At 50.3% G+C, this 12,315-nt stretch carries 12 protein-coding genes; 9 read left to right on the top strand and 3 right to left on the bottom strand.

Going from position 1 to position 12,315, the window contains the following annotated elements; all coding sequences use genetic code 11:
• On the bottom strand, positions 1-1,705 hold a 1,705-nt coding region (locus tag URZ40_RS22630), incomplete at its 3' end, for a hypothetical protein (RefSeq protein ID WP_320721214.1).
• Between the two features lie 530 nt (positions 1,706-2,235).
• Here URZ40_RS22630 and URZ40_RS22625 point away from each other — a divergent pair.
• Positions 2,236-2,451, top strand: coding sequence for an AlpA family transcriptional regulator (locus URZ40_RS22625; RefSeq protein WP_320721213.1), 216 nt, complete (start codon positions 2,236-2,238; stop codon positions 2,449-2,451).
• A 35-nt stretch (positions 2,452-2,486) separates the two neighbouring features.
• The gene (locus URZ40_RS22620) at positions 2,487-4,556 is read left to right on the top strand and encodes a DUF927 domain-containing protein (protein WP_320721212.1); all 2,070 of its coding nucleotides are present in this window, start codon (positions 2,487-2,489) and stop codon (positions 4,554-4,556) included.
• 317 nt (positions 4,557-4,873) lie between these two features.
• On the opposite strand, the gene URZ40_RS22615 is transcribed toward URZ40_RS22620, so the two are convergent.
• Positions 4,874-5,230 (bottom strand): helix-turn-helix domain-containing protein, encoded by a 357-nt coding sequence (locus URZ40_RS22615; RefSeq protein WP_096903694.1) that lies wholly within the window; start codon positions 5,228-5,230, stop codon positions 4,874-4,876.
• Positions 5,231-5,324: 94 nt separating this feature from the next.
• Here URZ40_RS22615 and URZ40_RS22610 point away from each other — a divergent pair, with 94 nt between their 5' ends.
• From URZ40_RS22610 to URZ40_RS22580, 7 genes are all read left to right on the top strand, one after another.
• Positions 5,325-5,609 (top strand): helix-turn-helix transcriptional regulator, encoded by a 285-nt coding sequence (locus URZ40_RS22610; RefSeq protein ID WP_320721210.1) that lies wholly within the window; start codon positions 5,325-5,327, stop codon positions 5,607-5,609.
• Positions 5,610-5,721: 112 nt separating this feature from the next.
• Positions 5,722-6,243, top strand: coding sequence for a PTS glucitol/sorbitol transporter subunit IIC (locus URZ40_RS22605; protein ID WP_000480483.1), 522 nt, complete (start codon positions 5,722-5,724; stop codon positions 6,241-6,243).
• A complete protein-coding gene (locus URZ40_RS22600; RefSeq protein WP_047723067.1) occupies positions 6,240-6,614 on the top strand; it encodes a PTS glucitol/sorbitol transporter subunit IIA in 375 nt (124 codons plus the stop codon). Before URZ40_RS22605 ends, URZ40_RS22600 begins: the two co-directional genes overlap by 4 nt.
• Positions 6,611-7,591: a PTS glucitol/sorbitol transporter subunit IIB gene (locus URZ40_RS22595; RefSeq protein ID WP_320721209.1), complete on the top strand. Its 981-nt coding sequence runs from the start codon at positions 6,611-6,613 to the stop codon at positions 7,589-7,591. Before URZ40_RS22600 ends, URZ40_RS22595 begins: the two co-directional genes overlap by 4 nt.
• Positions 7,592-7,601: 10 nt before the next feature.
• A complete protein-coding gene (locus tag URZ40_RS22590; protein WP_320721215.1) occupies positions 7,602-8,615 on the top strand; it encodes a Gfo/Idh/MocA family oxidoreductase in 1,014 nt (337 codons plus the stop codon).
• Positions 8,616-8,949: 334 nt separating this feature from the next.
• The gene (locus URZ40_RS22585; RefSeq protein ID WP_320721208.1) at positions 8,950-10,353 is read left to right on the top strand and encodes a hypothetical protein; all 1,404 of its coding nucleotides are present in this window, start codon (positions 8,950-8,952) and stop codon (positions 10,351-10,353) included.
• Complete coding sequence (locus tag URZ40_RS22580; protein WP_320721207.1) at positions 10,353-10,685, top strand: hypothetical protein; 333 nt, start codon at positions 10,353-10,355, stop codon at positions 10,683-10,685. The genes URZ40_RS22585 and URZ40_RS22580 overlap by 1 nt, the downstream gene beginning before the upstream one ends.
• A 526-nt stretch (positions 10,686-11,211) precedes the next feature.
• Here the strand turns inward: URZ40_RS22580 and URZ40_RS22575 are convergent.
• A partial coding sequence (locus tag URZ40_RS22575; protein ID WP_320721205.1) for a phosphoribosyltransferase occupies positions 11,212-12,315 on the bottom strand: 1,104 nt, incomplete at its 5' end.

Genomic DNA, 12,315 nt, shown 5'->3' with positions numbered 1-12,315 from the left:
TCAATCGATTATAAATTGTTCCTGCTATTTTCAATGAACCAATATTTTTGGGAATTGAATTTATTATTTTACTATCAATTGGCTTCTCTACGTTTTTATGTTTACCATTATTAATAGGAAGTTGCAGATGCTCTGTCGATGTCACTAAATTTAATCTTAATTGTTGACAACTTTCAAAATCTAAAATTGAATTTTTAACTGATCTATAATCTGACTTCGGAACCTCAATGTACTTTAACTCATCATTTTCATCTGATTCGATTATTAAGCCTAATGGAGCAGAACTTGAGGACATAAGTTCTACATAACAACCATAATCAAGAGTATAGAGTGTATATTTTTTTCCTATAGCGTTTCGAGCTGAAACTCCTTGTTTTAAAACGTGAATAACCCGCATATCATAAAGATAATCAATCAAAGGATTATTGTTTTCATTACTTATTAAAAAACCACGTGTTTTTCTATGTCCAATGACTTCGTTTATTATTTTATCAAGTAACACAACTGCTTCAGGTTTGCTATTTAGGGCCGCATGTTTATTTACCTGAAACCATTTCTGCGCAGATTTACGGACATGTACAATTGATATTTTGTTCTCCAGTGCTGACTGTGCCGCAAGTGAAATGATATTTATAGCATCTCGAGGAACCCCTTCTACCGCACGGACATACTCATCGAACGCTGATGGTTGAGTAAACACATCATTAATAAACAAGTTTGCCTCAATATCACATATTGAATTTTTATCTATTGCTTGGGCATGTTTATGAAGCAGATTTTTGAAAAAAGTCTTAGCAGCATCACGATCGTTATCAAAGACCATATACTCATCTAAATTAATAACGGAAGAGGCATCAGAACCAAGTTCAATTCCTACACGAACACCAGTGTCTTGATCATGTAGTAAAAAATTACATCGATGGGCTATTGCTGCTATTTTTACTGTAATACCAGAGATGGGATATAGAATTCTACGAAGAAGTTCTGCAAGATAAGGTTGAAGATCCATTGGTACCTCAGACCATTCATCAATCAGTACCCATAATTCTTTTTTTGGTAATTTTGAAACTATATTGCTGAGTAACTTAGTGATTTCTCCGAAGTGAATCCTTAATATTTTCTTTCCAGATACTTTTTTTCTTTCCGTATTATCTGATGATATTTTATCTAAGCGTGAAAAATTGGCAGATATATTGGTATTAGTTACCATTACACCTATCGAAGAATTCATAGAATTATGGCTTACCGAACAATTTTCCTCCTCCGTGGTACCTTCTATATTTAATGAGGTTGCCTTATCAATAAAATCATTAAGTAATTGCGCTATTTCAGTCGTATTTTCAAGATCCTTTTCAAAAATATAGTCTAGAATTATTTCATGTATATTACATAATGTGTCGGAAAGTAATCTGGTGGCCCTTTCACTTAATGAAATATTGGGGTCAGAAAAAATCCCTCCAGTAGATCCTATCAACCTCATGTCTATAGGAACACAAATGATCCCACTTTGTTGAATATTGTTGGAAAGAACAGCCAAGAAGTGCGTTTTCCCCGTACCTCTTCTACCGAACATTATCTGATTGTCATTACTGGACAATAGGGTATATGTGGGGCCAACGTCAACAAAGGATCTGATCAGATGGTCTGGCTGAAGTTTCTCTGCCCTCTTAGCAAGCCTCATCATTATTGAATTTATATTTCGCATAATCATCCATTCGAGTTCATCATTAGAATAAATTACGAAGAAGAGAAATTAGCTATTCCCTAATAAAATGGTACCTCAATACTATAAATTATCAAAGAAATTATTATGGAGCATCCGCGTTATTACAAGAAGTTCCTAAAAAGCAAACAGGTATGTAAGATTGTTTCAAGATCATCATGGTTTCCTTTTCATTTGATTAATAAACATCGCCTTTAAAAGACCCTAAGGATTGGTAATGTCGGTTTTTTCGCTCATAGCTGAGGGTGAGATTGCGATAGCTAATGCGAAGTGTTTATAGTCGTCCATTGCCATTCATTAACCTCATCATGTAGGGTCTTGATTAAGCATTAGAAGATAAAAATCATTTACTTTCAATTAATTAACTAAAAGACATCAGTTTTACCAGTAAATAAGTTCTTCCAGGACTCATTACTTTCTATCCGGACTCCGATTTTTCACCCGGACCTATACCTCCCCTCCCCGTTCCGCGCTATAACCTCTCCGACACTCTGTTCCCGTGAGGTGCAATCATGAAAACCCGTGCTGACAGTAACGATGCTTTTCCCGAGAGCGGCAATGTGCGTATGCGGCAGGTGGTCCAGTTTCTGGCGATGAGCGAATCGTCGGTTTACCGCCTGATTAAAAACACCGACTTTCCCCGCCCCGTCCACCTCTCTTCCCGACTGATGGTCTTCGATGCTGCAGAAATCCGCCAGTGGCAGCAGCGCCGCGCCGCCATCCGCTAATCCACGCTCAGGGATGAGCCGACCGATACCCCATCATGAAACGCGCCCCCTTTCTCTGTAAGCAGTCTCCGGACCGCACGCTCGAAGTGGTGATCCTTGCCGGAAGCCTGGCATGGGAAACCTCACGCGCCTGGCGAAAAGATCCCGACCGGGAAGATGATGTTCCTCCGGTGGTACTCGGCCCGGATGAACTGGCCGATCTGGATAACCTGACCATAATCAGACCTGACGCGCTCTACGTCCGGGTACTTCGCACAGGCGATATCCGCGAAGAGGAGTTGCTGAAAATCGCCGTAAAACTGGCACATGCGGATGTGCAGATGGCCCGGCTGATGAGCCCCGACGGTGAGCTGCTGGAGGACTGGAGCGGTCAGCTTGCACGCCTGCGGCAGGAAAGGCCTTCTGACATCCTGCCGGATCACTTCCGCCTCGATGAAGAGGCACTGTGGTTTGACAAGCTGACCGAGCGACGCGACGGCGAAAGCGACATACACCCCCAGCGCATCTGCTCCCCTCTGCACGTTACCGCTATCACCTGCGACAGCCATGACGGCAGCTATGGCCGCCTGCTGGAATGGCACACCACCACCGGGCAGTTACGGCGCTGGGCCATGCCAATGGCAATGCTCAGCGGCAACGGCGAGGAGCTGCGGCGCATCCTGCTGGAGAACGGCCTGACCTATATCTCCACCCGCCCCGCCCTGCGCAGCCTGCTGTGCGAGTACATCTCGCGGTCACTCCCCGGAAGCCGGGTCACCTGCGTGGAGAAAACCGGCTGGCACTGCGGGGTGTACGTGCTGCCGGATGAGGTTATCGGTCCCGGTGGCAACAATGTCATCCTTCAGGGCAGCCACTATCTGACCGGCAGCTTTGCACAGGCTGGTACGCTGGCGGAATGGCAGGAGCAGGTCGCCGCACTCTGTGCAGGCAACTCACGGCTGGTCTTTGCCCTCTGCTGTGCGCTGGCCGCCCCGCTGCTGCGCCTGACCGGAACGGGCGGCGGGGGTTTTCACCTGCGCGGTGAGTCCACCGACGGTAAAACCACGGTGATGAAAGTGGCCGCTTCCGTCTGTGGCGGGACGGATTACTGGCACTCCTGGCGGGCCACCGGGAATGCGCTGGAGGGAATTGCCAGCCGCCACAACGATGCTCTGCTGCCGCTTGATGAACTCCGCGAAGTGGACCCGCGTGAAGCCGGGATGATTGCCTATATGCTGGCGAACGGCCAAGGCAAGGGGCGCGCCCGCACCGACGGCGAAGTACGCAACCGTAGGCACTGGACGCTGCTGCTGTTCTCCACCGGGGAGCTGTCGCTGGCGGAACACACCGAACGCGCCGGGGAGCGCCTCTACGCCGGAATGGACGTGCGCATGGTACAAATCCCCAGCGACACCGGGCAGCATGGCGCGTTTGAGCAGCTACACGGCTTTGCCAGCGGCCAGCAATTTGCCGATGCTTTGTGTGACCGGGTGGCCCGTTTCCACGGCACTGCTTTTCGTGCCTGGCTGGCCTTCCTCACCGGCGACCTGGACGCCAGCACCACGCTGACAAGAGAGCTACTTCGCCACTACCAGACCGCCCTGATGCCGGAGAATGCCGGAAACCAGGTGCAACGCATCGTGGCCCGCTTTGCGCTGCTGGCGGTGGCCGGAGAGATAGCGACGCTGCAGGGCATCACGGGCTGGCAGGAAGGCACGGCGTATGAGGCGGTGCAGATCTGCCTGCACGCCTGGCTGAACGAACGCGGCCATATTGCTAACCAGGAGGATGAAGGCGTGCTGGCGCAGATCAAGCGGTTCATTACCGCGCACCAGTACAGCCGTTTTGCCTCGTGGGACGGCCCGGACCGCCCGCTGAATATGGTAGGCTTTCGCCGGGTGGAAAAAGATCCGCTGACGGGTGAAGAGCACACACTGTTTCACATCCTGCCGGAGGGCTGGCGGGAAATGTGCCGGGGATTCAGTCCCGCCAAAGCGGCCAGATTATGTCTGGAAGCGGAATGCCTGCTGCCCGGCAGCGACGGGAAATACCAGTCGCAGGTTCGCCTGCCGGAGATCGGCAAAGCCAGGGTCTACCGGCTCACCTCCCGCATCCTCAGTATCTGAATGCAGTCTCGCGTGTCTTAAAAAAGGTGGTACAGGGTGGGACAAGTGGTACACGCAGAGCTGGCGCGGGTTACAGCGTCCCACTTTAGATAATCTAGTTTAAAAAAAGTGGTACAGGGTGGGACAGCCGGTGCTGATTCTGTCCCACTTTTCCGACTGGCTTTTTTCAGGTGGTACAGCGCCAAGCCAGGGCTGGCGCGGTTGTACCACTTGTCCCACCTGTACCACCTCAAAAACAGATGGAATGAAAATGGCGAAAAGAGACTGAAAAGGCAAAGGCTGAAAGGAAGGGTGAATAAGGGGAACGGGCTTGCCCTTTAAGGATTTGGTGAAAACAGTAATGTACGGCCCGGATTATTCTTCTTAAAACGGTGATACTGAAGGATCAATTCTGCAAGCTCATCGTCAACAGCATAAAAATACGCTTCCGGTACATCAAGCGCTGCCGCCAGCTTACAGACAAGCTTGAAATCAGGTGCATGGACTTCCTTTTCATACGAACTGATCCGCGCGCTTGCGGATTCTTCATCCAGCCCTGCGAGTACACCCAGTTCCGCTTGCGTCAGATCAGCCCTGACTCTTGAAATCTTTAATCTTTTACCAATCACAATTGCCACCCTGCACCTGAACATGCAGGAATTATCCCTTTCTGGGCAGCAACCATCTTCAGGCATTCCCTTACCTATTCATGTATTACTTGAATTTTGATTATATTTAGAGCAATATTCAAGAATTGCGTGATTTATCACGGTTAAAAAGAGAAAACCGATGAAAAAGTCAACAACCAAAGACTGGCACCCCGCCGACATCATCGCCGCCTTACACAAGCGCGGCACCAGTCTGGCAAGGCTCTCGCGGGAAGCGGGGCAGGCCTCGTCAACGCTGTCGAATACCCTGACGCGCCCGTGGCCGAAAGGCGAGTGGCTGATTGCCATCGCGCTCGACGTGCATCCGTCAGCGATCTGGCCGGAGCGTTACCTCGACACGGGAAATAAACGTGAACCCCGAAAACCGCTTCACCCCATGACAACAACCGACAACTCCGGGACATAACGACCCGCGCTGTGAGTGGCAGGACGCATTAACCAACGATACCTGACAGGAGAGTTGTTTATGCACACCGAACCACAACCATGCACCATCGCACCACTCGCAGGAGGCCGCTATGTTTCTGGTCTCCCTGGCTGAAGGCTTTATCCACCTGTTCCAGGCCGCAGGCAAAATCTTCCTCGACATGATGACCGGGCTTATCCCGATGCTTATCTGCCTGCTGCTGGCCATCAACTTCCTGATGAAACTGGTCGGCACCGTGCGGATGGAGAAGGTCGCTGCCCTGCTCGGCCGCTCGCGCATTCTCACCTACGGCGTGCTGCCGGTACTCGGCTGGTTCTTTATGAGCAGCCCCGGCGCGCTCACTTTAGGCAAACTCCTGCCCGAAAAGAGCAAGCCTGGTTATGAAGATGCCCTCGGCACCACTGCTCATCCCCTCACCAGCCTGTTTCCCCATGTGGTACCGTCGGAGCTGTTTGTCTGGCTTGGTGTCGCTGCCGGAGTTAAGGCGCTCGGCCTGCCCGTCACCTCGCTGGCGCTGCGCTATATCGCCGCCGCCATGCTGATTGGTCTTATCCGCGGGATTATCACCGAGTATCTGTTCCTGCGGCTCAGCAGGCGGGGGAATGCGCCATGATGATTTACTGCGCACGCATTACTGCCATCGGGCTGTTTGTCGCCGACGGCCTGACCGACAAAATGCTCATCACCTTCGACAGCAACGGGCCGAAGGACTGCCTCGATTACTCGCTGTCGCTGGAGCCGTCGTTCCGGGAAGAGAGCCTGATGATACTGCCCGGCGACCGCCTGATGCTGGCAGGGCATGATTATCTGGTGACTGCCGTCGGCAAGGGGGCACAGCAGGCGCTGTTTGAACTCGGCCACCTGACGCTGGTGTTTAATGGCGACCTGAATCCCTGCCATGTCGGCGCGGTCCATCTCTCCGGCCCGGTGCCGAACCTGCGCGACCTGCACGGCAATCTGGTGATTGAGGAGGGGCGGCCATGAATACGATACTTATTCCTCCCGGTCCCGGCGGTTACGGTAAAGGGCTGTGGCTGCCCGTTGGCAGCGGCAAAAAGGTGCTGTCTCTGACCGGACGCGAGATTCATCCGGTGGCGATAGAAATCGGCGCGCTCACCGAATCGGAAGTGGTGAACGGCTTCGCCGATATCCCGCCTGATAACGACATCCTGTGCGTGGTGATTAACTGTGCCGGGTCCCTGCGCTGCGGCCTGTATCCGCAGAAGGGCATCCCGACCATCAACGTGCTGCCCACCTGGCGCGCCGGACCGCTGGCGCACTTTATTACCGAAGAGAATTACGTCTCCGGCGTCACGATGGAGCAACTGGTTCTGGTGGATACCGCCGAAGCGCCGGACGGTGGACCGGAGTCCGTGCCTGTCGCTGCGCCACGGGTTATCACCACACCGCCACCTGCCCATGGCGCGGAGAAGCTGGTGCGCATGGTTGAGCAGACCGGTACCGCAGTCGGCCACGTTATCGCCCTGCTGTTCGCCGCCAGCCGTGAAGCGGTGGACGTGTCGCTGCGCAACGTTATCCCGTTTATGGCCTTTGTCTCGCTGCTGATAGCCCTGGTGCAGGAGACCGCACTCGGCAGCCTGATTGCCCACGCCCTGACGCCGCTGGCGAACTCGCTGTGGGGACTGGTGCTGCTGTCGCTCATCTGTGGCATTCCGTTCCTCTCCCCGGTGCTCGGACCGGGCGCGGCCATCTCGCAGGTGATTGGCGTGATGATAGGCACACAGATTGGCGCAGGGGCGATATCTCCGGCCTTCGCCCTGCCCGCGCTGTTTGCCATCAACGTGCAGGTCGGCTGCGACTTCGTGCCGGTCGGCCTTTCGATGCAGGAGGCAAAGCCGGAGACCATCGCAAAAGGTGTACCCGCCTTTCTGCTGTCGAGACAACTGACTGGACCGCTGGCCGTCATCATCGGCTGGCTGTTTTCCCTGGGCTTATTCTGAGGACTCAATGATGAACAAAATCAGAGCCGCCGTGGTGGGCGCAGGTATTTACGGCAAACACCATATGGATGCGTACCGCCATAACCCGGACACCGTGCTGGTCGCCATCTGCGACACCGACACAGAACGCTGCGACGACCTCGCCATGGCCTGTGGCGTGATGGGCTATACCCGGCTGGACATCCTGCTACAGGAGGAAGCCATCGATGTGGTCTCGGTGGCGACACCGGATCCGTACCACACCGAATCCATCCTCACCGCCCTGCGCCACGGCAAACATGTGCTGGCGGAAAAGCCACTCGCCACCTCGGTACGCGAATGTGAGCTTATCGTGGAGATGGCGCAGCAGCGGGACCTGCTGGTCGGAGTCGATTTCCACAAACGCTGGGACCCGGCGGTGATGCGCATTAAGGCTGAACTGGATAAGCCGGAAGCCGGGCGCATCCTGCGCGGACATATCAGTATGGATGATGTCATCAGCGTGCCGACAGAGTGGCTGAACTGGGCGGGCGCAAGCTCCCCGGTGTGGTTTCTCGGCTCCCACTGCTTTGACATGGTACGCCACCTCTCCGGCCAGGAGGTGGTGTCGGTGTATGCCGTCGGGCAGAAGCGGCTGATGGTCGAATGCGGTCTCGACACCTTCGACAGCGTGCAGAGCCTGCTGACGATGGCCGACGGCAGTTCGTGGGTGGTGGAAAACTCGTGGGTGCTGCCGGAGGGCTTCCCGAAGGACAACGACGGGCGCATTGATATTCTCTGTGAGGCCACCTATATCCGTAGCACCTCACAGCATCGCGGGCTGGAAATTACCACCCCGGATAAGACGCTCACGCCCAACAGCTACTTCATTAACTACCGCGATGGCGTCGCCAGCGGTTTTGGTATCGACCCGATCAATGATTTTGTCCGGGCGGTCAGGAACCGGTCTCCGTACCCGGTGACGGCAGAGGACGGACTGGCGGTCAGCCGGATTTGCGAAGCGGTGCATCGCAGTCTGGAGAGCGGTAAACCTGAATGCCCATAATGCCATAACTTTAAGGGCAGTACCTTTCTGCTACGTCAGATTGGTAAAGCCCTTAACCCAGCAAACCAGTCAAAGAACAGGAATGATTAGAAAGCATGGTCAGCTTTGAGCGATCTTCGGACATTGCTAGCAGCACTTCATGTTGATCAACAGGGAGCTGGTCAACAAGTTGTTCCGGGCATCATGATCCCATACCCAGTTCACTACACAATGCCCAGCATTTGCATGTTGTAAGTTATTTTGGGGCACATCCTGAGGAATATAAGTTTGCATCCCTGACTCAGCAGGCCGTTTCAGTATCATGAGATCATCGACATCAATAAGGAGATACCGTATGACTGATCACGTTTCTGAAAGTGTTTTATATGACCACTTGGCCCATTTCGGGCAGGAGCCTGAGCTTGCCACAGAAGATGCTCTTCGTGATGAGATAAATCGTGCTATGGCAATCCTGGCTCCGCATTTTAAAACCGGACAATCTTATAAGGATGTGGATGACCTTAAAAATCACCGCAACTCTGTACGTTCTCTGCTCGGCCCAGAAATCGCAAGGGTACAATATTCAAACCATAAAAATACGCAGAGCGACAGGCGTCTTGTTCTCCTGATGGCACCTCTCAACGTGTTGGCCAAAAAATGGCGTAAGTCATACGTGTTGAAAGATGATCCTGCTTACTACTCATTGGGCTATTACGATTTCCATGACGACAGGAAGCATTACAGCGCGATCGCTTCTGATATGTTTGAAACCTATATTGCGAATCACGGCAATTTTATGCGTCTTGCACAAGAAACGGCGGGTGCTATGGAAAGCATGGTCGTCGAAATACTGCGTATGAAGCCTCGTGTTGATAATGATTATGATGCTCCGGATGCAACTTATCTGACCGGTCTGTCGGACACCTTACAGTTTCTTGATAGGATGATTGATGCAGTGCTGGAAAAATACACGGTGAATACTCACTCCGCTGCGGATGAAGAAAACACGCTGGCTTTCTTTAAGCACGTGTGTAAGAACGCAGGGCTACACGTCCTCATCAATGAAGGTATGTATTTCATCAAAGAGAGTGAAGAGTTCGAAGGTAGCGTCTCAGCATATTTGCATTGGCGTAAAGACCAGGAATCTTTCTCATCGCCAAAAGCAGGTAGTGAAGAAATGATGATCGCAACATGTATTGCTGTCATTCATGCGCTTGAAAGAAGCGCGGGGGGCAACTGGTGTGCTCAATTAGAAAAGAACATGAATCCCAAATACCTTGGGCGTGTCGCCGATTTTGTACGTTATTTACGTTATGCGAAAAATGAAGATAACTCACCTCTGAGCCTTCAGCTACTTCGCCGTGGAGGGACGTCTAAGGGGCTGGCCATTTACAGCGCGTTGATGGATATGGGCAACCTTATCTATCGGAAGGATTTTGATGAGCTGGCTTCAAGAGCGATTGCTGTGCTTAATGAGAGAAAACTGCATGGGGAGTTGCGTAAATACGTCGGCAATATTTTTAGTGTGATGAGTTGTTGGGAGGGATTTGAGTCCGACATTAGTGCTCAAATGTCGGACTATTGTGTCAGCAGAAAGCTCTCATGGACTTATCGTACCGGCTTTATTCGGAAGCTGTTGAGACTTGATTACGTCCAGCTGCAGCAATTTCATCAAGACATTGTTCCTGTGATGTATGACGAATGTGCCCGCCTGGAGTCCGCGCTAGACCTTAAATTGATGCATCGAGGAAAAAAATAATGAAATTAACTGGTAGCATGACAGTCCATGTCAGTCACTACAGCACTGATGAACTGATTGAATCGTTCGATGTTGAGGCTCGTGAGTTTGGACTTGAAGAAACCGGCGTGAGAAATTACGACGGAGAAAAAGGGTATCGTGGGTTATACATCTACTTTAACCAGGAGTATGGCTTCGATGTGCTGGTTGAACTCGAGGAGATGAATCATCTGATCACAGAGTTTGATCTCAGTATCCGCAATGATAATGGTGTATGCCGCATCGCGGTCGATACTGATTACCTTACTGCTCATCCTTCTTCATCCGACTATGAAGACGATGAATGGTTTTAATCTGTGTTAATCCCTTCCGGCCTTCACTACATGTATTGAAGGCCGGATAATCGCTTTCGTACCCTCAAAATTCTAAATGCTAGCTCTGCTCATGGGACTCAGATTTATATCGCACTTTCCCCATCGAGCCATCAGCTCAAAATGGTACGGCTATACCTATGTCTAATTTACTTAGCCCACTACAGCAGTAATAGGGGCTTTTTTTAAGCTCTTGATTCACGAGCGATGTCCTGCTGACCTGCTCCCCGGTTATCATAACAGAGTGTTTCTAGCTACTTCCGCTAATGGCACGGAGCGGACAGAAAGTCAGGTCATAAGGTCCGCTGTGAGCGAGAATCGGAAGTTCAGAGTGCATATTTACATTGTTCTGTCTTCATAAATGGGGAACAGATTAGGTCGCTGATACCGACCGTGAGATCTTCTATCAAATTGACTAAGTAGCTGCTAAAAAAATTAAGTGCAATTATCGCTCTATAAATATGCACCCCTATATTTAAGGGGTACAAGTTGTAGTCAGAAGAAGAAACTATTGCGGCCAATCCCAATGATCATATTGTCTGATTTTCTCTGCCAACTCTTGAGGCGCACCGCCATGAGTAAGGTTTGCTGCATAACCGATTCGCCCGATATAATTGATATTTTCAGAAGTGAGGGTGTTTGCCTCCCATGGGTTTATTCTGCAATTGGGTTCGCAAACGGCTACATCTCGATTAACAAATTTTAACCATGAAATATTTATAACTTCCGCTCCTGCTGCCTTTAAATACATCCTAGCGGTTTCATGAGCATTTCCCTCAGTGCAGAAGTCATCAATAACTAGTACTTTCTTTCCACGCAATACTGGCCTGTTAACATATCGTTCTCCGGTGTTAAGATTTTTGATAGGAGAGGCATTTAAATTCACAGTATTAGTTTGCGATGTTATTATAACTTGTCGGCGCTCTATTCTTTCCTGCTGAGATTTTACGGCTGTGGTATGTCTTATAAAGAGATCTTTGAGATATTTACCTTTAAATGATACTGCCAACCCTTTGAGGTCATGCTCCATGATATTTGCCAACTTATAAGGGTCGTTAGCATTATGTCCAACATAAGTTGTGATAAAACTTGCACCTTCACTTAAACCAGAGAAGTAAATACTAGCACCAAGATACCTAATCCAAAAATCAGGGCTCCCAATGGATAACTTAGCTAAGTTTCGTGCATTGGCAGAGTACATTGTAAACTCAGGATTATGAGTACTAAAGGGAGCTAAGGCATAATAGTGGACATCTTGATTTAAGTGGCCCTGCCATCCCCATAATTCCTCTCTTAAACAAAACACATCGATAAATCTCGCAATCTCTTTTGGTTCAGAGAACTGAAAACCATACTCAGTGACCGGTTGATACCAAGTGGCATTAATAAATAAAGTTTTGCCATTTGTCGCGGCCTGTAAGTCTTCTTCTGAACGGCCAACATAAATTATCTCATTACGATTTATATCTAAATCATTCATGATGAAATCGGTGGCTCTTCCTGTTTGTTTTGCAGGTATTTCATTGTTAAGCTCACGGCAATAATGGATTGAGTCTGGGAATTGTTGCTTAAGATAATCATCCAGTGCAATGTTTCCATTATTAGTCCTAAC

It is taken from the genome of Enterobacter sp. 296B2 (assembly GCF_034106185.1).
Taxonomy (GTDB): domain Bacteria; phylum Pseudomonadota; class Gammaproteobacteria; order Enterobacterales; family Enterobacteriaceae; genus Enterobacter; species Enterobacter cloacae_N.
Note: the sequence above shows the minus strand (reverse complement) of the source record. Positions and strands in the feature narration are given on the sequence as shown.